We start from the raw sequence: 20052 nt of genomic DNA, 5'->3' as shown, positions 1-20052 counted from the left end.
TCGGCTCCGGCCGGGAAAGTTCTCGCGGGACGGTCGTCTTCCCGGCCGGAATCGCGGTGAGTGCACAGGGAAGGGGTGCGTTGTATGCTCACAGTGTTCTATGTAGCAGCTTCCAATTTCATGTAATAGAACAATGGAGGGTCGATGGAGGTACGGCACGCCACGGCACCCGACCAGATCACCGGGGCGACGACCGACTGGTTGCGCCGCCGGTTCCTGGTGGAGCAGCTGTTCGTCTCCGGGGAGGTTCGCCTGCTCTACTCCCACGAGGACCGCATCGTGGTCGGCGGGGCCCTGCCGGACGACGGGCCGCTGACCCTGCACTGCCCCGACCCGCTCAGGTCGGAGTACTTCCTGGAGCGACGCGAGCTCGGCGTGGTCAACATCGGCGAGCCCGGCACGGTGACCGTCGACGGCACCGCGTACCCCCTGGCCTCCAAGGAGTGCCTCTACGTCGGCAGGGGCGCGCGCGAGGTGGTCTTCGAGGGGGGCGCCTTCTACCTGGTCTCCACCCCTGCGCACGCCACCCTGCCGACGACCGCCGCGACCCTGGAGGACGCCGAGCCCGTACGGCTGGGCGGCCAGGACGGTTCCAACGACCGGACGATCTACAAGTACATCCACGCCAAGGGCATCCAGAGCTGCCAGCTCGTGCTCGGCGTGACCGTGCTGGAGCCCGGAAGCATGTGGAACACCATGCCCTGCCACACCCACGAGCGCAGGACCGAGGTCTACCTCTACTTCGACCTGCCGCCCGGCGAACGGGTGATCCACCTGATGGGACGGCCCGACGAGACGCGCAACCTCGTCGTCGCCGACCGGCAGGCGGTCGTCTCCCCGTGCTGGTCGGTGCACTGCGGCTTCGGCACGAGGAGTTACTCCTTCGTCTGGGCCATGGGCGGGGAGAACCAGGCCTTCGCGGACATGGAGCAGGTCGAGATCGGCGAGCTGCGCTGATGTTCTCGCTGGAGGGCAGGACCGCGCTCGTCACCGGCGCGCGTACCGGGATCGGCCGGGCCCTGGCCGTGGGCCTGGCGGCGGCGGGGGCCGACATCGTGCTGCACGGCCGCGACGACGACCTGGACGAGGTCGAGGCCGAGGTCCGCGAGACCGGCAGGCGGGCCTCCCGGTGGATCCTCGACCTGTCGGACCCCCGGAACGTTCCCGAGGCGGCCGGGCGCCTGGGGACGGTCGACGTGCTGGTCAACAACGCCGGGATCATCCGCAGGGCCCCGGCCGCCGAGCACCCCCACGAGTCCTTCCGCGAGGTGCTCGACGTCAACCTGGACGCGGTCTTCCTGCTCAGCCAGGTTCTCGGGACGCGGATGCTCGCCCGGGGCTCCGGGAAGATCATCATGATCGCCTCCATGCTGTCCTTCCAGGGGGGCGTCAACGTCGTCGGCTACACCGCGGCCAAGCACGGCGTCGCCGGGCTCACCAAGGCGCTGGCCTGCGAATGGGCGGGCTCGGGGGTGCAGGTCAACGCGATAGCCCCCGGCTACATCAGGACCGGCAACACCGAGCGGCTCTGGGACGACCCCGCGCGGGAGGCCGAGATCAGGGGCCGCATCCCCGCGGGGCGCTGGGGTACCCCCGAGGACCTCGTGGGCGCCGCCGTCTTCCTGGCGTCCGGCGCCTCCGACTACGTCAACGGGCACCTGCTGGCGGTCGACGGAGGCTGGTTGGCGCGCTGACCAGTAGGCTCACGAGCGTGGTCAGGGAAGGCAGTTCCATCGACAAGGCGCTGGCGGTGCTGGAGGCGATCGCCGAGCACCACCGCGTGACCGACATAGCCGCCGCGACGGGCGTGTCCAAGTCGACCGTCCATCGCATCCTCCAGTCGCTCGTCGAGTGGGGGTTCGCGCGGGCCGACGGTCGCGGCGGCTACGAGCCCGGGCCCCGGATCCTCACGCTGGCCGGCCGGGTCATGAGCCGCTTCGACCCGGCCCGCCAGGCCTCCGGCGCGCTCAACGCCCTGCACGAGCGGATCGGCTACACCACGCACTTCGCGATCCGCAGCGGGGACGAGGCGGTCTACGTCGACAAGCTGGAGGGCCGGCGACCGTACCAGATGCCCTCGCGCGTCGGGATGAGCCTGCGCCTGCACTGCACCGCGATCGGCAAGGCGGTCCTGGCCCAGCTCGGCGCCGACGAGGTCCGCGCCATCTGCGCCCGTACGGGCATGTCGGCCCCGACGCCCACCACGCTGGCGACGCCGGAGGACCTGCTGGCCGACCTGGCGTTGGTACGGTCCCGCGGCTACGCGCTCGACAACGAGGAGAACCTGCCGGGCATCCTCTGCGTCGGCGCCCCGGTCTTCGACCACACCGGCCAGGTGCTCGGCGGCATCTCCATCTCCGCGCTGGCGATGGACATGGGCCGCGAGGACCTGGAGCGGTTCGCGCCCGACGTCGTCTCCGCGGCCCGTGAGGTCTCCGCCGCCCTGGGTGCCCCGGCCCCGGTGCTCAACGGCTGATTTCCCCGCACCGCGACCTCCAGTTGTTCCATGTAATGGAATGTGATCTCATGTTGTGCAACAACCTGAGCCTGGAGGATTTTCGACATGCCGAACATCACCGTGGAACTCCTGTCCGGCAGGACCCTCGACCAGCGCCGCGAGTTCGCGGCCGCGCTGACCGAGGCGGCCGTGGACATCCTGAAGGCGCGCCGCGAGGCGGTGCGCATCCTCTTCACCGAGATCGAGAAGTCGGACGTGGCCAACGGTGGCGTCCTGGAGTCCGACAAGTAGCCCACCGGAAGCCCCGCTCCCGGTCCGCGTGTTTCCCTCCTCCTCACGGTGGAAGGAGCATGTCCCCGGGCGGGCGGGTCCTGGAGCCCGCCACGCCCGGGGACGGCCACGCGACCGCCGACCGTGTGCCGGAGGCCCCCAGCGCGCCGTGGAGGCCCGCGTCGCGCCGGAGGGCCGGTGACGGCCGGTGGGAAGGCGGTGGTCAGCCGACCGCCCCGGCCCGCCGCTGCTCCGGGTCGGTGGACGCGGGGTCGGTGGACAGGGAGTCGACGAGCGCGTCGCGGTCCTCGCGGTTCTCCGGCTTCAGCAGCCCGATCGCCACGTACAGGACCAGCGAGGTGACCAGCGGCACGCCGACGACCATCGCGGTGTCCTTGGACTCGACGATCCACTTGACGTACGCCCAGACGCCCAGCCCGGCGGCCCAGGAGACGATGGCCGCGGTCGGGCCGCTGCGCCTGAACCACGGCAGCATGCCCAGCATCAGCGGGATCGAGATCGGCCCCATCGTCGCCGCGACCAGGTCGACGACGATCTTCAGGACGACGCCCTGGCCCTCGGTCGAGATCGCGATCGCCATGCTGACCAGGACGAAGGTGAACGTGGTCACCCGGGCGAAGGTCAGCTCGGCCCGCGCCGACAGCTCGCGCACCCTGCGGACGATCACCGGGGCGATGTCCCTGGTGATGACCGAGGAGATCACATTGGCGTCTGAGGCGACCATGGCCATGGTGTGCGAGAAGAAGCCCGCGAGCACCAGCCCGATCACACCCTGCGGCAGCAGGGTCTGCGCCAGCCGTACGTAGGCCTCCTCGGCGTTGGCCAGGCCCGGCACGATGAGCGGCGCGGCGAACATCGGGATGAACAGGATCAGCGGCCAGACCAGCCACAGCGCGCTGGACAGCAGTGCCGAGCGCTTGGCGGCCGAGCCCGAGGGGGAGGCCATGTAGCGCTGGGCCAGGTTCCACATGCCGCCGTTGTACTCGAAGGTCTTGATGAAGAGCAGCGCGAGGAAGAACGTCGTGGTGTACGGCCCGGCGAACGGGTCGCCGTGGCCGGGGGGCAGCCTGTCCCACATGGTCCACAGCGTGGCGACGCCGTCCAGCTGAATCATGATCGCGACGAACATGGCGATGCCCGCGACGCCCTGGATGACGAACTGCCCGAAGTCGGTGAGCACGTCCGCCCAGAGCCCTCCCGCGGTGATGTAGACCAGCGTGACGGCCCCGGTGACCAGGATGCCCCACTGGATCGGGATGCCCGCGAAGCCCTTGAGCAGGATGGCGATCGCCACCCACTTGGCCGCGATGTCCACGACCTTCAGCAGCGCGCCGCTGTAGGCCAGCACCTGCTGGGTCGGCAGGTTGTAGCGCCGGGCGAGGTACTCCAGCGGGGAGACCACGCCATGCTTGGAACGGAGCCGGTTCCAGCGGGCCGCCCAGACGAAGGCGCCGATGCCGATCCCGATGCCGATTGTCAGCGCCCACCAGACGTACATCGCGAGCCCGTAGTTGTAGGCGACGGCCGCGAACGCCACGAACATGACCGCGCTGTATCCCGACATGTGGTGGGAGATGCCGGACAGCCACCAGGGGATACGGCCCCCCGCGGTGAAGAAGTCGATCACGGTTTTGATACGGCGCTTCGACCACACACCGATACCGATCATGACAAGGAAGTACGCGCCCAGAACGGACCAGTCGAGTGCGGACATGTGTCTCCTCCCAACGTCCTGTTGGTGAGGAGGTTCTATTACATGAAACGCAATGTCAATACATGGAATGGAATACGCTTTCCAGCGGGTCAATGGGATTTTTAGTGCTCTTCATCACTGTTCACGAAGTATCGACCGATCTTGTGAAACGCCCGCGAGGGGTGGTCACCCCGGCGCGTCGGCGCGCAATCCCCCACCCGTCTCGTTAACCTCCCTAGCATGGCCACCCGTACGTCTAAAGGCTCCTCAGGAAAGCCCCCCGGCAAGGGGTCCTCCGGCCGTCCGGGCGCCTCCCGGGCCCGTACGGCGGCCCCCGCCAGACGGGCGCCCGCCGGCCGTCAGAGGAGCGCGGGCCAGGCCCGCAAGCCCTCGCCCCAGCACGACCCGATCAGCTGGGTGCTCATCATGATCGGCAAGCTGTTCATGGGCATCTGGATGCTCCTGGCGGGAGGCATCGGCGGCGCCGCGCGGGCACTGGGGCAGAACGCCCGCGAGCTCGACCCCGTCCACCGCCGCGACGGGCTCGGCCTGGCGGTGTTCGCCGGAGCGGTCGTGCTGGCCGCGATGACCTGGCGGAAGAACACCGGCACGGTCTCCACCGTGGTCGACAGCGTCATGCGCGGCGTCTTCGGCTCGCTGACCTGGGTGATCCCGATCCTTCTCATGCTGCTGGCCTGGCGGCTGCTGCGCCACCCCGACCAGAACGCCGACACCGGCCGTATGATCATCGGCTGGTCCGCCCTCACCATCGGCGTGCTCGGCGTCGTGCACGTCGTCCACGGCACGCCGTACCCCTCGGGGGGCAGCTCCGACGGCATGGACAAGGTGTCGGCCGCCGGAGGCATGATCGGCTTCATCGTCTCCGCGCCCCCGGCGAGCATCCTGCCGTCCTTCATCACCATCCCGCTGCTGCTGATCCTGTCGGGCTTCGGCATCCTGGTGATCACCGCGACGCCGGTGCACCGGGTCCCCGAGCGGCTGGCCGAGATCCGGCACATGCTCTTCAACCGCGACCTGCCCCCCACGCCGCGCGTGTCCAGGAAGAAGCCCTCCACCCGCAAGAAGCCCGAGCCCGAGGGCGCCGAGCTGGGTGACCACGTCAAGCCCTACGACACGCCCCTGATCGCCGAGACCCCCGGCGGCACCCCGGGACACTCCCCGGAGATCGTGCCCGGCCTGGTGGACGAGGAGGCGGCCGACGCCGTGGTCCGGGGCGAGCCGTCCGCGCCCCCCGAGCCGACCCCGGCCCCGCGCAAGGTCGAGCAGCTCGTCCTGTCGCCCCAGGCCGGTCCGTACACCTTGCCCGAGCCGCAGCTCCTGCGCCCCGGCACCGCGCCCAAGCCGCAGACGAAGGCCAACACCGTCGTCGTCAACGCGCTGACCAGCGTGATGGAACAGTTCATGATCGACGCCCAGGTGATCGGCTTCACCCGGGGGCCGACGGTGACGCGCTACGAGATCGAGCTCGGCCCGGCGGTCAAGGTCGAGAAGGTCACCGCGCTCACCAAGAACATCGCGTACGCGGTCAAGTCAGCCGATGTCCGGATTTTGTCGCCTATTCCCGGTAAGTCGGCGATCGGGGTGGAGATCCCCAACACCGACAAGGACCTCGTCTCGCTGGGCGACATCCTGCGCTCCCCGGTGGCCCAGGCCGACCACCACCCGATGATCGTCGGGCTCGGCAAGGACGTCGAGGGGCGCACGATAGTGGCCAACCTGGCCAAGATGCCGCACCTGCTCATCGCGGGCGCCACCGGCGCGGGCAAGTCGGTGTGTGTCAACGGGCTGATCACCTCGATCCTGATGCGGGCCACCCCCGACGAGGTCCGCATGGTCCTGGTCGACCCCAAGCGGGTCGAGCTCAGCGTCTACGAGGGCATCCCGCACCTGATCACGCCGATCATCACCAACCCCAAGAAGGCCGCCGAGGCCCTGGAATGGGTCGTCGGGGAGATGGACCGCCGCTACGACGACCTGGCCGCCAGCGGCTTCCGGCACGTCGACGACTTCAACAAGGCGGTCCGCACGGGCAAGCTGGTGCCGCCCCCGGGCAGCGAGCGGGTCTACCAGCCCTACCCGTACCTGCTGGTGATCGTCGACGAGCTCGCCGACCTGATGATGGTCGCCCCGCGCGACGTCGAGGACTCCATCGTCCGCATCACCCAGCTCGCCCGCGCCGCCGGAATCCACCTGGTCATCGCCACCCAGCGCCCCAGCGTGGACGTGGTCACCGGCCTGATCAAGGCCAACGTGCCCTCCCGGCTCGCCTTCGCCACCTCCTCGCTCGCCGACTCCCGGGTCATCCTGGACCAGCCGGGCGCCGAGAAGCTCGTCGGGCAGGGCGACTCGCTCTTCCTGCCGATGGGCGCCAGCAAGCCCATGCGGCTGCAGAACGCCTTCGTCTCCGAGAAGGAGATCGGCGAGATCGTCGGGCACTGCAAGGCCCAGATGGCGGTCGAGTACCGCGAGGACGTGTCCGCCTCGACGGCCGTCAAGAAAGAGATCGACGAGGACATCGGCGACGACCTCGACCTGCTGGTCCAGGCGGCCGAGCTCATCGTGACCACCCAGTTCGGCTCGACCTCGATGCTCCAGCGCAAGCTCAGGGTCGGCTTCGCCAAGGCGGGCCGCCTGATGGACCTGCTGGAGAGCCGGAACGTCGTCGGGCCCAGCGAGGGGTCGAAGGCGCGGGAGGTCATGGTCAAGCCCGACGAGCTCCCCGGCCTGCTGGCCGACCTGCGCGGAAGCTGACGGCGCCGTACGGGGGGAGTCCCCGGGCGGCGTACGGGAACCCCGGACGGGCCGGTGCCGGTCGGCTCGTGACGGGGAGGGTCTGGAGCATGTCGGGGAATTCGGGGGAATCAGGGGATATCGTCCTCCGCGACCGACCCGCCCGGGGATGACGGCGCCGTACGGGAATGGCACCCCCGCCGCACACCGTCCGCACGGTTACTGATTGAATGGGTATCGCTACGCAACGTCGGGGGCTGAGAGGCGTGCGCCATGGGCATTGGAAGCGATCTGGCGGATGCCCGGCGGTCGATGGGGATGACCGTCGGGCAGTTGAGCGCGCGGACACGCATTCGCGAGGTGCTCATCCAGGCAATCGAGAGGAATGACTTCTCCCAGTGCGGGGGAGATTTCTACGCACGGGGCCATATAAGAAACATCGCCAAGATCGTCGATCTCGATCCCGAGACGCTGGTGCACCGCTACGACGAGCAGCACGGGGGCGTGCCGCTGCCGGTGCGGGCCTCCAGCGTCTTCCAGGCCGACATGCCCCTGAAGATCCGTGAGCGCCGCTCGCCCAACTGGACGACGGCCATGGCGGTGGCCCTGGGCATCGTGGTCATCTTCGGCGTGGCGCGGACCATGAGCGGGGGTGACACCCCCGTGGCGGAGCTCCGCCCCCTGCCGGTGCCCTCCGCGCCGCCGCCCAAGGCCGGTTCCGGCCCCGACTCGCCGCGCCGGGCGGCGTCGCTGGCCGAGGAGAGGCGGCGCGACACGGTCGTCCTCCAGGTCAAGGCGAAGCGCACGTCCTGGCTCGACGTGCAGGACGCGGGCGGCAAGAGGCTCTTCTCGGGGACGCTCGCGGCGGGCAAGACCTCGACCTGGAGGGCGAAGACCGGGATGAGGGTCACCTTCGGCGACGGGGGAGCCGTCTCGCTGAAGCTGAACGGCAAGAACCTGGGCACCCCCGGCCGCCGGGGGCAGGTCGTCAACCGCTCCTACGAGGCCCCCGCCGCCAAGAAGCGCTAGGTCAGGCGCGTACGGCCGGTGTCCCCCGGGTCCTCCGGGGCTCCGGGGGCCACCCGCGGCGGCGGCGCGCCCGGGGTGGGGCGAGGGGTGCGGCGGTGCCTGAATGGGGGGAGGTGCATCGGGTAGTGGCCAACTCCCGATACCGTAGTGTTCACCATGTCATCCCGCCGAACCGCATCGCTGATCACGCTTGGTTGCGCACGCAACGAGGTCGACTCCGAGGAACTCGCCGCCCGTCTTGAGGCTGCCGGCTGGCAGCTGGGCGACGACGACCCCGATGTCGTCGTCGTCAACACGTGCGGCTTCATCGACTCGGCGAAAAAGGACTCCATCGACACGCTGCTCGCCGCGGCCGACTCCGGTGCCAAGGTGGTCGCCGCGGGCTGCATGGCGGAGCGGTACGGCGACCAGCTCGCCGACGCGCTGCCCGAGGCCGCCGCCGTCATCTCCTTCGACGACTACACCGACATCGGCACGCGCCTCGACGACGTGCTGGCGGGTAGGTCGCTCGTCCCGCACAGTCCCCGCGACCGCAGGACCCTGCTGCCCATCTCGCCGGTGGAACGCGCCGCCGCCCCCAGGACCGGCATTCCCGGCCACGGCGAGCTGCCCGAGGGCGTGGCCCCCGCCAGCGGCCCCCGGCCGCTCCGCAAGCGCCTGGGCGACGGCCCGGTGGCCTCGCTGAAGCTCGCCTCCGGCTGCGACCGGCGCTGCACGTTCTGCGCCATCCCGGCCTTCCGCGGGGCGTACGTCTCGCGCGGCTCCGCGGAGCTCCTCGGCGAGGCCGCCTGGCTGGCCGAGCAGGGCGTCAAGGAGCTGGTGCTGGTCAGCGAGAACTCCACCTCCTACGGCAAGGACCTGGGCGACCTGAGGGCGCTGGAGAAGCTCCTGCCCTCCCTCGCCGCGACCGAGGGCGTCGAGCGGGTGCGCGTCAGCTACCTGCAGCCCGCCGAGCTCCGCCCGGGGCTGCTGGAGATCATCGCCTCGACCGAGGGCGTGGCCCCCTACTTCGACCTGTCCTTCCAGCACGCCAGCGGCACGGTGCTGCGCCGGATGCGCCGCTTCGGCGACCCCCGGCGCTTCCTGGACCTCCTGGAGTCGGTCCGCGCCCACGCCCCCGAGGCGGGCGTGCGCTCCAACTTCATCGTGGGCTTCCCCGGTGAGACCGAGGAGGAGTTCGGCGAGCTGGTGGGCTTCCTGGAGGAGGCGAGGCTCGACGTGATCGGCATCTTCGGCTACTCCGACGAGGACGGCACCGAGGCGGCCTCGCTCCCCGGCAAGCTCGACCAGGAGATCGTCGACGCCCGGGTGTCCGCGCTCACCGAGCTGGCCGAGGAGCTCATGGCCCAGCGGGCCGAGGAGCGGATCGGCACCGAGGTCGACGTCCTGATCGAGGAGGACCTGGGCGACGGCGGCTATGAGGGCCGCGCAGCCCACCAGGGGCCCGAGGTCGACGGTTCTGTAACGGTCCAGGGCATCGGCCTGGTCCCCGGCCAGATCGTCCGGGCCGTCGTGGTCGACTCGGAGGGGGTCGACCTGATCGCCCGCATCAAGGCGGCCCCATGAGCGCGCCGCCGGGCCGGGAGAGCGTATGACCAACACGCCAGAGACCGGCACCGACTCGACAGCGGCGTCCGCGCGCCCCAAGGTGAGCGCCTGGAACATCGCCAACGTCGTGACGGTGATACGGCTGGCGATGGTTCCGTTCTTCGCGGCCTGCCTCTTCCTGCCGGGATCCGGCTGGCGGGCCGCGGCGCTGGTGGTCTTCCTGGTGGCCTCGCTCACCGACCTGCTCGACGGCGAGCTGGCCCGCCGCTACGGCCTGATCACCGACTTCGGGAAGATCGCCGACCCGATCGCCGACAAGGCCCTCATCGGTGCCGCCCTGATCAGCCTCTCGATCCTGGGGGAGCTGCCCTGGTGGGTCACCGTCGTGATCCTGGGCAGGGAGCTGGGCGTCACCGGGCTGAGGTTCGCGGTCATCCGGCACGGCGTCATCCCGGCCAGCTACGGCGGGAAGGTGAAGACGGTCCTGCAGATCGCCGCGATCGTCTCCTACATCTGGCCGGGCGTGCCCGACCTGATCCGCTGGGTCGTGATGGGCGCGGCGGCCCTCGTCACCGTCGTCACCGGCCTCGACTACGTGATCCGGGCGATCAAGCTGCGGCAGGTCGCGAAACGGGCGCGGGCGATATGAGGCGGACATGAGCCACCGCCTGCTCGCGGCCACCGAGGTCCTCTCCCTTCTCGTCCGCAGGGGCGAGACGGTGGCGGTGGCCGAGTCGCTGACCGCCGGGCTGATCTGCGCGGCCCTCACCGGCCCGCCCGGGGCCTCCGCGGCCTTCCTGGGCGGGGTCGTCTCCTACGCCACCGACCTCAAGCACCGGCTGCTGAACGTCCCCGCGGACCTGCTGGCCCGCGAGGGGGCCGTGCACCCGCGGGTCGCCGCCGCGATGGCCGACGGGGTGCGCCTCCTCACCGGCTCCACGTACGGCCTGGCGGTCACCGGGGTGGCCGGCCCGGACCCGCAGGACGGTAAACCGGTGGGCACCGTGCATCTGGCCGTTAGCGGACCGGACGGGCGGGTATGGCACCGGGATCCGCGGCTCGCCGGGACGCGCGACCAGATCCGGGAGTCGACCGTGAACGAGGCCGTAGACCTCCTCCGAGGTGTGCTGGAGACGAACGTGAGGGAACATTCAGGATGATTACCGCGTTACGTCCCCAGCGAACATGCTCCACATGGTCTGCCGCGTTGTCGGTTGATACAGGTACGGTGGAACTGTGAGTGAGGTAAAGGTCAAGCGATGATGACGGCGAGGAGTATGTACCAAGGGTCGCGTTCGAAGAACGGGCGGCACGAACCGATAGCGCGGAGTGTCGTGAAGGCATCCGCGCCGGGGAGGGAGCGACAGATGGTCCTGCTGCGTCAGCTGCTCGGTGACGTGCTGCGGCGGCTGAGGGTGCGGCAGAGTCGCACCTTGCGTGAGGTGTCTACATTGGCTCGGGTTTCCCTTGGATATCTTTCCGAGGTGGAGCGTGGTCAGAAGGAGGCCTCTTCGGAGCTGCTCGCGTCGATCTGCGGTGCCTTGGGCGTGCCGCTTTCACAGGTTCTCCGTGAGGTTTCCGATCAATTCGCCCTGGCCGAGTTGCAACATGCTCCGGTGCTGGCGGGCGACGTCCCGGAACGGGAGCGTCTGCCGATTCCCGAGACCGTGCCCGATTCCGTGTTCCCCGAGGTCAACGACATGGTCGCCGCCTAGCCGGTCGGTTCTTCCGGCTGGCAGTGACGGCACCAGACGATCAGCCGTTCCTGCGGCTGTGCGCCCATCTCCCCACGACTGATCCGACGCCCGCAGCGCAGGCAAGGCCGCCCGGCCCTGCCGTAGACCCAGGTGCTCCGTCCCGGACGGAGGTCGCCCGTCGTCGTCCTGCTCGGGCGTTCCTTGTTAGCGTCCAGCAATCGCCGTGCGATCGCCACGATCGCCCCCAGATCCTCAACCGTCCCCACCGGTCGCCACGGCGACACTCCGGCGAGGAACAGCGTCTCGGCGCGATAGATGGTGCCGATCCCCGCCAGGTTGCGCTGATCGAGCAGCGCGACCCCGATGCTTTCTTCAGGCCGTCGTGCCAGCCGCCGTACGGCCTCGGCCTCGTCCCAGTCCTCCCCGAGCAGATCGGGTCCGAGGTGCCCGACGAGCCGCCCCTCCTCCCCGGTCGCGACCAGGTCGACCATGCCCAGCCGTACTCCCGCCGCCTGCCACTCCGCGTTGGCCAGCACAAGGCGGACGACGTCGCCCCCGGGCAGCCCCCGCCCCGCGGGTGAGATCTGCCAGGAGCCCTCCATCCGCAGGTGGGTGTGGACGGTGAGCGCGCCCTCGACCCTGGTGAGCAGGTGCTTGCCGCGTGAGACGGTCTCCAGCACCGCGCGCCCGGTCAGGTCGGCCGTGGAGTGGCGCGGCACCCGGAAGTCCGAGCGGGTCAGCACCCGCCCGTCGAGCGCCCGGCCGAGTTTCCTGGCGGAGAGGTGGACGACGTCACCCTCGGGCACGGCGCCCGCCCCGGGACGCGGGCCGGGCCCGGGTGGTGGGCAGGTCCCGTGAGACGGGCTGATCTCGCGAGGTGAGCCGCCACCGCGAGATGAGTCGCCGAGAGATGGGGCGCCGCGAGGTGGGCCGGTGCCGGGTGGCGGGCCGGGTCCGTGAGGTCGGCCGGGCCGGGCGGGGCCCCGCGGGCGGCCACGCCGGCACGGTCAGTCCCAGGCCGCGGGGTCGGCCGCCAGGGTGCGGACCCGTTCGGGAAGGGCCCCGGTGGCCACGTTCTCCAGGGTGACCTCCTCCAGGATCGCCCGTTCGCTGGCGCGCAGCGCGATCCAGACCTGCTGCAGCGACTCGGCGGGACCCCGGTAGTCGACGTGCTCGGGCCGCTCCCCCCTGACGTTGGCGAGCGGGCCGTCGACGGCGCGGATCACGTCGGCGAGGCTGATCTCGGCGGGCGGGCGGGCCAGCACGTAGCCCCCCTCGGGGCCGCGCTGGCCGCGGACCAGCCCGGCGCGGCGCATCTGGAGCAGGATGTTCTCAAGATACTTGGGAGGCATGTCCTGCTCTTTGGCCAGCTCACCCACCGTGGTAGGGCCGTCACCCGCGGCGGCGAGTTCGGCGGCGGCACGGAGTGCATAGTCGACACGAGCGGATAGGCGCATGTAACCGATTATCCCGCCTGCTATTGGTTCCTTACGCGCGAGGGGCCGAAGGAGGTTGAGTGGCGTCCGTCGCCTTCGGTGACCACGGGCCCGTAGAGCGACGCGCCGGTGGGTCCCGGAGCGTGCACGACGTAGTGGTGAGGCACCATCGCGGAGGTGCGGCCCGGCAGCAGGGAGAGGCAGGCGGAGCGGATCTCCTCGGGGGTTCCGGAGGTGACGTGGCAGGTCAGACGGCCGTCCGGGTCGTGCGTCACGAGGTGGGGACGCCCCTGAACCGCTTCACCGACGAGCCGTTCCACCGCGCCGAGGTTCACCCAGCAGGAGTCTGTGTAGATCCACCCGGGATCGCGCTCGATAGGCGAAATTCCCGATATATTCGGAATGTCGGAGGCTTGGACGTCCCCGTCCCCGGCCGCGATCAGCAGCCGGACGAGTCCGGTGCCGAACCCCTCCGCCTCCGCCCGGCTCATCACCCGCGGGTCGATCCACAGCGTCAGGTCGACCACGTCCTCCAGCCGGTTGGCCCAGAGCGCGAGGTGCGCGGGGAGCGAGGCCGCGGGAAGCCAGTCGTACTCGACCTCGGCGGACGGCGCGGGCTCGGGTTCGGGGAGGGTGACGCCGCTCATGTCGTTGAAGACGCAGTCGCGGGCGAAGTCCACCCCCCGGTCGGTGTTGACGGCCTCGATCACCTCCCAGAGCGCGACGGAGTCGAAACGGCTGTGCTGGTAGCCGGAGAGGGACGCGCCACGGAAGCGGCGGACCGCCTCGTCGAAGGTCGGGACGTCGAGGTCCGCGATCATCAGCGCGTCCTGGGCCAGCGGCCCGACGTAGTCGCGCAGCTCGGGCCGTACCCGGTTGCTCGCCAGCGACGCGATCGCGCAGGTCCGCTGGGTGTTGCGCAGGCCGATGAGGACGCCCAGGGCGGCGAGCGTGACCGCCGAGCGGCTGGCGCCCGTGCGGCTCACGACGGCCTCCAGGGCCCCGGCCGCCACCGTCGAGCGGATCCGCAGCCGGGGCCGGATCGCGTCGGTGTCGGCCTCGGCCGCCTCGTCGATCGCGAACATCGACTGCGGTGCCCGCCTGAGCCCGTTCTCCCAGTGCCGCAGGGCCGCCTCGGTCCGGCGCAGGGTGGTCGGGGTGCCCTCCGCGGTCGCGAGGTCCAGCGGCTGCGTCGGGCACGGTGCCGGTACGGCGACCCCCCGGATCAGGCGCTCCCACTCCCGCATCACGGTGGCCAGCCCGATGGCGTCCACCGAGGTGTGGGGCAGGACGAAGATCACCACGCGGGGGGCCTCCCCCTCGGTGACCACGGCGACCCTGATCGGAAGCTCGGCCTCCAGGTCGAACCGGGTGCCCTGCATCCGCAGGCCCACCTCCTCGGCGACCTCGCCGGGGGAACCGGTCCCGGCGTCGTACAGCTCGACGGGCAGGGAGCCGGAACCGGCCACGACCTGGACGTCGGAGTGGATGGTGGCGCGCAGTCCCTCGTGCCGGGAGAGCAGGCGCCCGACCGTCTCGGTGACGGCGGACAGGGGTGTCCCCTCGGGGAGGTGCTTGGTGACGCGGAAGTTCATGTGGAGCGGCGGGTCGCGGAGCACGCACCGCGCCATGTTGGCCTGGCCCATGGTCATGGGCCCCCGCCGGGTCCGCAGACCCGTGTATTCGGCCGCGATCGTGATGACGGTATCCATGTCGAAACCTGCCTCGCCACCCGACGGCAAGGGTCTTACTGAAAAGAACCTTTACCGTTTTCGGGAGTGTTCCACGGGCCGGGCCGACGTCGCAAGCCCTTGATTTCCTGGCCTCGCGGTGGTCGGCGGGGGCGGTATGGCGATGAGCAGGGACGCGGCGGTGGCGGGACGCCCTCGTCAGCTCCCCGCCGGGTCCGGGCGGGGCTAAACTATCAGGAAGCCTTATTAAGAATAGAACCGTTATTCTTCATTGAAAGTAATGCGACGGGGAAGCGGCGAACAAGAGAGCATGCGTATGGAGCGACGTCCTGGCGTGCCCAGGCTATTGAGGGAGATCAACGACAGGGCCGCCCTGGAGCTGTTGCTCGCTTCCGGGCCGTTGACGCGGGGGCAGATCGGCGAGCTCACGGGCCTTTCCAAGGTGACGGCGTCGCAGACGCTCGCCCGCCTTGAGGGGCGCGGTCTGGTGGAGGTGGCGGGGGAGCAGGCGGGAGGGCGCGGGCCCAATGCCGCGCTTTATGGGATTATTTCCTCCTCGGCCTATGTGGCCGGTCTGGATGTCGGCCCGGAATTCGTCACGACCGCCATCGCCGATATCCACGGGGAGATCGTCGCCGAGGTGCGGGTGGCACCGAGCGGGCACGACGATCCGGTGGCCCTCGTGCACAACGCGGTGGTCAAGGCGTGCCGGTCGGCCAAGGTCGCGCTCTCCAAGCTGCGCTCGGTCGTCATCGGCACCCCGGGCGTGGTCGACCCCCGCACCGGCGACGTACGGTTCTCCTTCGACCTGCCCGGCTGGCACGAGGGCATCCACGAGGCGCTCGCCCGTGACCTGCGCCGCGACGTCAGGATAGAGAACGACGTGAACCTCGTCGCCATCGCCGAGCGCACCCTGGGGGTCGCCCGCGAGGTCGACGACTTCGTGCTCCTGTGGGTGGGGCGCGGCCTCGGCCTCGGCGTCGTGCTCGGCGGACGGCTGCACCGGGGCCGGTCCGGCAGCGCGGGCGAGATCGGCTACCTGCCGGTGCCCGGGGTGCCGCTGGCCGAGGACGTACGGGCCGTGCCGGGCAGGCTGCCGTCGCTCGCCGGGGGCCTGCAGTCCCTGGTCAGCGCCGAGGCGGTCGCCGAGCTCGCCGCGACGTACGGCTTCGGGGGGGAGAGCGCCGCCGAGTGCGTCGCGGCGGCGGTCGCGGCGGGGGAGCGGGGAGAGCCGCTGATCGACGACATCGCGGGGCGGCTGGCGCTGGGGGTGGCGTCGGTGTGCGTCGTGCTCGACCCCGGGCTCGTGGTGCTCGCGGGGGAGGTCAGCAGGGCCGGGGGCGACGAGCTCACCTCCAGGATCGAGGAGGCGGTGGCCAGGAGCTGCCCGGTCCGGCCGCAGGTGGTGGCGAGCGAGGTGGGGGGCAACCCGGTGCTGCGCGGGGCCGTCATCGCCGCCCTGGAACAGGCGAGGGAGGAGATCTTCACCTCCTGAGCCCCTGGTCTTAACACTGATCCTGGATTCTTCGGTCCGGGGCCCTGAGTCTCGGGTCCTCGGACCGGCGCCTCGAATCCGGAGTTCCCGGTCCGGGGCCCCTGGTGTCCCGAGTCCCGGTCCGGAGCCTTGGGTTCCCGAGGTTCGGCGGGGTGGGGACCCTTCTTGGCGAACGGCCGTTGCGCGGTGGGCAAGATCCCCTATGCTGGCGCGGAAATGTCATGAAAAAGACATCTTTCCGTGATCGGGGATGGGGACAAATGACGGCTGTCATCGCCGTGCTGCATGCCGAGGACGTCGCCCTGGAGTTCGTCTCCGTCCTGCGGGACCACGCCGACCAGGACGTCCTGGTGGTCGTCGGGCAGGCGAGGGCGAGCGTGACCCTGCCCGCGGGGCTGTCCCTGCGCGAGCGCCTGGAACTGCTCGCGCCCATGCTGGAGCCCGGGGGCAACACCGCGGAACTGCCCGTCCCCGCCGAGGTGGCGGCCCTGTTCGGCGAGACGCCCGGTGAGGTCTGGACCCACTCGCCCGCCGACCACCGCATCCGCCGGGCCCGGTTCGGCTGGATCGTCTCCCGCGCCGTGTCGCCGTTCTCGCCGCCCTCGGTGTCTCCGCCGTCCCCGGACCCCTCGCCGACCGTGACCTGCTCGGTCGGCGACAACCCCTTCCTGCAGACGATCCCCGGCACGGCGACCGCGATCACCGCCGCCGAGGCCGAGGCGAAGATCGACTTCATCAACCGGCGTGCCGGTGAGCTGCTGCGCAGCCGGGTGGCCGACCGGCTCGTCACCACCGACCGGGTTCCGGCCGTCGAGAGGTTCTTCACCGCGAGCGCCACCCAGGCCAACCGCCTCTACGCGCTGATCTCCAGCCTCGGGGACGACGCCGCGGTGGCCGACGACCCGTGGGAGTTCGGGCGCTCGGCCTACGAGGCCGCGCGGCTGGACGCGACCGCCGCGTGGACCGCCCGCTGGTGCTCCCCGCAGGACGGGCCGATCGTGGAGGTCGGGGCGTGCCAGGGTGAGCTCACCCGGCGGCTGGTGGAGAAGGGCTACCGGGTCCAGGCGACCGAGCCCAACGCGGGTTTCCGCGCCCGCCTGACCGAGCGGGCGGGGCCGGGGGTGGAGGTGCTCCCGGACAGCCTGGAGGACCTCGCCGACCACGGGGACCAGGCGGCGGCGTACCTGCTCGTCGAGATGCTCTACTACGACCAGGACCTGACACTCCTCGACCGGCTGCCGACCGACCTGGTCCTCGTCGCGCTGGAGACCGGCCAGCTCAACGAGCGGGTCTGGCCCTGGCTGCGCGAGCAGTCCACCTGGCGGGTCGCCGAGCGCGTCGAGCTCGCCCCGCCGACACTGGAGTCCGTCTGCGACGGCCTCGCCTACCTGCGCAAGCGGGGCAGCCGAGGTCTCGTCCTGGCCAGGGCGGGGTGGCGGCGATGAGCCGGGCGACGGTCGCGTCGTCCGGGGTGAGCCGGGAAACGGTCGTGTCGGCCTGGGTGGGGTGGGCGGCGATGGGCCGGGCGACGGTCGTGTCGGCCTGGGTGGGGTGGTGGCGGTGAGCTGGGAGACGATCGTGGTCTCGCCGCACTTCGACGACGCGGTGCTGTCGGCGGCGGGGCTGCTCGGCCGCCGCGAGGGGAACGCGGTGATCGTCACGGCGCTGGGCGGCGCGGCCGGTGAGACGCTCTCGGCGTGGGACCGGCTGTGCGGGTTCGCCTCGGCGGAGGAGACGGCGCACGAGCGGCGGGCCGAGGACGCGCGGGCGTGCGAGATCCTCGGGGTCGACCAGGTGGCGCTGGACAATCCGGATGTTCCCGCGGCCCGGCTCCCGCTGGACGACCTGGAGGCGTTCCTCACCGAGCACGTCACCCCGCGCACGCGCGTGCTGGTCCCGATGGGGATCGGCAACGCCGATCACGAGGCCGTACGCGACCGGGCGCTCGACGTGCTGGAGAAGCTGGAGACCCTGGAGCCCTGGGTCTACGCCGACCTCCCCTACGCCGCCGCCGTACGGGAGTGGGGGAGCCCGGCGGCCGGGGAGGCCCTGGCGGCCACGCCGCCGGTCCGCGCGCTCGCCGGGCGCCACCGCCTCCGGCCGGGGCCTCGGTTGCGCCTGGACGGGGACGGGTGGACGCTCAAGCGGCGCGCCGTGCTGGCGTACGCCTCGCAGATCGCGCCGCTCGCCTGCGACTACGGGGAGTTCCTCGCGATGCCGGGCCCCCTCCAGCACGAGCTGGTGTGGGTCCTCGGCGGCTGACCTTCCGCGCTCCGCGTTTTGTGGGGTCAGGGGAGCGGGCGGCGGCCCGAGAGGAGTTCGGCGGCGGCGCGGCCCGAGGCGGTGGTCGCGCCGTGGGTGGTGATGTGGGTGGCGCCCGGGGTGGCCGGGCCCGGCAGGCCCATCTCCACCACGACCGCGTCGGGACGCCGCGACAGCAGGGCGTCCAGGCGGGCCGAGACCCAGGCGTGCCGGTGGGCGTCGCGTACCACGATCACCAGCGGGCGTTCGTCGGAGGGCGGCGGGACCGGGTCGCCGGAGCCGAGCCGTAGCGCCGTCGTGCCCGGCAGCAGCGCGGCCAGCGGTGCGGCGACCCCCCACGGGGTGGCGCGGTCGACGGCGATGTTCGTCTCGGAGACGAACTCGATCACCTGGGGCGCGGCGGGCAGCGGGAGCCCGTCACCGCGGACCCGCAGGGCACGCCTGGCCGCGGCGAGTCCCGCGGGCTCTCCCGCCCGGTTCGTCTCGCCGGCCGTTCGCCGTCGCTCCGCCGACCAGGCGGCCAGGCGGCGGACCCGGGAGGCGGCCTCGGCCAGGCGTTCCTCGGGAAGGATCCCGTCGGCGACCGCGCCCATGATGGCGTTGCGCATGAACCCGACCACTCCGGGGCCCTTGCGCTCGCCGCCCACGCAGATCGCGTCGGCCCCGGCGACGAGGGCGCGGACCGCCGCCCCGGTCACGCCGTACCGCTCGGCCACCGAGGGCATCTCCACGCCGTCGGTCACGATCAGGCCGTCGAAGCCCAGCTCCTCCCTGAGCAGCCCGACCAGGAGGCGGGCGCTCATGGTGGCGGGGAGGTCGGGGTCGTAGGCGGGCACGAGCAGGTGGCCGGTCATCACCGCGCGTACCCCGGCCTCGATGGCGGCCCGGTAGGGCGGGAGCGTGGTGGTGGCGAGCTCCTCGGCCGAGTAGGCGACGGTCGGCAGGTCGTCGTGCGAGTCGACGGCGGTGGCGCCGTGGCCGGGGAAGTGCTTGGCGCAGGCGGCGACCCCCGCCGACTGGAGGCCGGTGACCCAGGCGCGGGTGTGCCGGGCGACCAGCCGGGGGTCGGCGCCGAACGCGCGGGTGCCGACGACGGGGTTGTCCAGGTCGGAGTTGACGTCGACCACCGGGGCGTAGTTGAGGGTGATGCCCGCCTCGGCCATGTCCAGCCCGATGTCGCGGGCGACCCGCTCGGTCAGCCCGGGGTCGTCCACCGCGCCGAGCGCGAGGTTGCCGGGACGGGAGCTGCCGGTGAGCGCCTCCAGCCGGGTGACGTCGCCCGCCTCCTCGTCGGTGGCGATCACCACGTCCGGGTTCTCCGCGCGCAGTGCGGCGGTCAACGCCCTGGTCTGCTCGCTGTCTACAAGATTCCGGGAGTAGAGCGCAACTCCGCCGAGCCCTTCCGAGAGGCGTCTCCGCAGCCAGTCCGGTACCTCCACGCCCACGAACCCGGGCTGCAACACGGTGTCGGCAAGCCCGGCCAGTTCGGGGCTCGCGCCGTTCGGCCCGCTCGTGCGGCCACCGCGAACGATCATCAACGCCTCCAGGTCGGTTCGTGGCAAGTCGCTTGTCTCAGGCGTACCACATGTGTAGCATTCGGGTTGCGTAAATAGACAAGAAACTTTCCTAATAATTGTTTGTCAAGACTGTATGTCAGGGGCGACGCGGCCCCCGGCGCCTGCCCGAGGTGAGTCACCCACG

General features: G+C 71.1%; 19 protein-coding genes. 14 read left to right on the top strand and 5 right to left on the bottom strand.

Annotation, left to right across the window (positions count from 1 at the left end; all coding sequences use genetic code 11):
* Nucleotides 1–144 precede the first annotated feature (144 nt).
* The 4 genes from kduI (at nucleotide 145) to ACW9TB_RS25560 (ending at nucleotide 2749) form a co-directional block, all read left to right on the top strand.
* A complete protein-coding gene (gene kduI, locus ACW9TB_RS25575) occupies nucleotides 145–957 on the top strand; it encodes a 5-dehydro-4-deoxy-D-glucuronate isomerase (protein ID WP_472750595.1) in 813 nt (270 codons plus the stop codon).
* Complete coding sequence (locus ACW9TB_RS25570; RefSeq protein WP_472750594.1) at nucleotides 957–1694, top strand: SDR family oxidoreductase; 738 nt, start codon at nucleotides 957–959, stop codon at nucleotides 1692–1694. Before kduI ends, ACW9TB_RS25570 begins: the two co-directional genes overlap by 1 nt.
* Nucleotides 1695–1711: 17 nt before the next feature.
* Nucleotides 1712–2476 carry an IclR family transcriptional regulator gene (locus ACW9TB_RS25565; protein WP_472750593.1) on the top strand — a complete coding sequence of 255 codons (765 nt, stop codon included), beginning with the start codon at nucleotides 1712–1714 and terminating at the stop codon, nucleotides 2474–2476.
* A gap of 87 nt (nucleotides 2477–2563) precedes the next feature.
* Nucleotides 2564–2749 carry a tautomerase family protein gene (locus ACW9TB_RS25560; protein WP_389912358.1) on the top strand — a complete coding sequence of 62 codons (186 nt, stop codon included), beginning with the start codon at nucleotides 2564–2566 and terminating at the stop codon, nucleotides 2747–2749.
* Between the two features lie 202 nt (nucleotides 2750–2951).
* On the opposite strand, the gene ACW9TB_RS25555 is transcribed toward ACW9TB_RS25560, so the two are convergent.
* Entirely contained in the window at nucleotides 2952–4463 is a 1512-nt protein-coding gene (locus ACW9TB_RS25555) for a sodium:solute symporter family protein (protein ID WP_472750592.1), read from the bottom strand.
* Between the two features lie 219 nt (nucleotides 4464–4682).
* Between ACW9TB_RS25555 and ACW9TB_RS25550 the strand changes: the two genes are divergently transcribed.
* The 6 genes from ACW9TB_RS25550 to ACW9TB_RS25525 all read left to right on the top strand — a co-directional run bounded on the left by ACW9TB_RS25550 (nucleotide 4683) and on the right by ACW9TB_RS25525 (nucleotide 11485).
* Complete coding sequence (locus tag ACW9TB_RS25550; RefSeq protein ID WP_472750591.1) at nucleotides 4683–7214, top strand: DNA translocase FtsK; 2532 nt, start codon at nucleotides 4683–4685, stop codon at nucleotides 7212–7214.
* 252 nt (nucleotides 7215–7466) lie between these two features.
* Nucleotides 7467–8222, top strand: coding sequence for a helix-turn-helix domain-containing protein (locus tag ACW9TB_RS25545; RefSeq protein ID WP_472750590.1), 756 nt, complete (start codon nucleotides 7467–7469; stop codon nucleotides 8220–8222).
* Between the two features lie 156 nt (nucleotides 8223–8378).
* Entirely contained in the window at nucleotides 8379–9788 is a 1410-nt protein-coding gene (gene rimO, locus ACW9TB_RS25540; protein WP_472750589.1) for a 30S ribosomal protein S12 methylthiotransferase RimO, read from the top strand.
* Between the two features lie 25 nt (nucleotides 9789–9813).
* A complete protein-coding gene (gene pgsA / locus ACW9TB_RS25535; protein WP_472750588.1) occupies nucleotides 9814–10419 on the top strand; it encodes a CDP-diacylglycerol--glycerol-3-phosphate 3-phosphatidyltransferase in 606 nt (201 codons plus the stop codon).
* 7 nt (nucleotides 10420–10426) lie between these two features.
* Nucleotides 10427–10930, top strand: a complete 504-nt coding sequence (locus ACW9TB_RS25530; RefSeq protein WP_472750587.1) for a CinA family protein — start codon at nucleotides 10427–10429, stop codon at nucleotides 10928–10930.
* Between the two features lie 207 nt (nucleotides 10931–11137).
* Entirely contained in the window at nucleotides 11138–11485 is a 348-nt protein-coding gene (locus tag ACW9TB_RS25525) for a helix-turn-helix domain-containing protein (protein WP_030904158.1), read from the top strand.
* Here the strand turns inward: ACW9TB_RS25525 and ACW9TB_RS25520 are convergent.
* The 3 genes from ACW9TB_RS25520 to ACW9TB_RS25510 form a co-directional block, all read right to left on the bottom strand.
* Nucleotides 11482–12273 carry an Fpg/Nei family DNA glycosylase gene (locus tag ACW9TB_RS25520; protein ID WP_472750586.1) on the bottom strand — a complete coding sequence of 264 codons (792 nt, stop codon included), beginning with the start codon at nucleotides 12271–12273 and terminating at the stop codon, nucleotides 11482–11484. The genes ACW9TB_RS25525 and ACW9TB_RS25520 overlap by 4 nt on opposite strands.
* Nucleotides 12274–12474: 201 nt before the next feature.
* On the bottom strand, nucleotides 12475–12924 hold the full coding sequence (locus tag ACW9TB_RS25515; protein ID WP_472750585.1) for an RrF2 family transcriptional regulator: 450 nt from the start codon (nucleotides 12922–12924) through the stop codon (nucleotides 12475–12477).
* A 20-nt stretch (nucleotides 12925–12944) separates the two neighbouring features.
* Nucleotides 12945–14615, bottom strand: coding sequence for a condensation domain-containing protein (locus tag ACW9TB_RS25510; protein WP_472750584.1), 1671 nt, complete (start codon nucleotides 14613–14615; stop codon nucleotides 12945–12947).
* A 295-nt stretch (nucleotides 14616–14910) separates the two neighbouring features.
* On the opposite strand from ACW9TB_RS25510, the gene ACW9TB_RS25505 reads away from it, so the two are divergent.
* From ACW9TB_RS25505 to ACW9TB_RS25490, 4 genes are all read left to right on the top strand, one after another.
* Complete coding sequence (locus ACW9TB_RS25505) at nucleotides 14911–16089, top strand: ROK family protein (protein WP_472750583.1); 1179 nt, start codon at nucleotides 14911–14913, stop codon at nucleotides 16087–16089.
* A 260-nt stretch (nucleotides 16090–16349) separates the two neighbouring features.
* Complete coding sequence (locus ACW9TB_RS25500; RefSeq protein ID WP_472750582.1) at nucleotides 16350–17534, top strand: methyltransferase domain-containing protein; 1185 nt, start codon at nucleotides 16350–16352, stop codon at nucleotides 17532–17534.
* Nucleotides 17531–17653: a hypothetical protein gene (locus ACW9TB_RS25495; protein WP_472750581.1), complete on the top strand. Its 123-nt coding sequence runs from the start codon at nucleotides 17531–17533 to the stop codon at nucleotides 17651–17653. The genes ACW9TB_RS25500 and ACW9TB_RS25495 overlap by 4 nt, the downstream gene beginning before the upstream one ends.
* Nucleotides 17650–18351 carry a PIG-L deacetylase family protein gene (locus ACW9TB_RS25490; RefSeq protein WP_472750580.1) on the top strand — a complete coding sequence of 234 codons (702 nt, stop codon included), beginning with the start codon at nucleotides 17650–17652 and terminating at the stop codon, nucleotides 18349–18351. Before ACW9TB_RS25495 ends, ACW9TB_RS25490 begins: the two co-directional genes overlap by 4 nt.
* Before the next feature lie 26 nt (nucleotides 18352–18377).
* On the opposite strand, the gene ACW9TB_RS25485 is transcribed toward ACW9TB_RS25490, so the two are convergent.
* The gene (locus tag ACW9TB_RS25485; protein WP_472750579.1) at nucleotides 18378–19886 is read right to left on the bottom strand and encodes a glycoside hydrolase family 3 protein; all 1509 of its coding nucleotides are present in this window, start codon (nucleotides 19884–19886) and stop codon (nucleotides 18378–18380) included.
* Nucleotides 19887–20052 lie beyond the last annotated feature (166 nt).

This window comes from Streptosporangium sp. H13245, from assembly GCF_055690525.1.
This window is presented reverse-complemented; position numbering and strand designations above follow the sequence as displayed.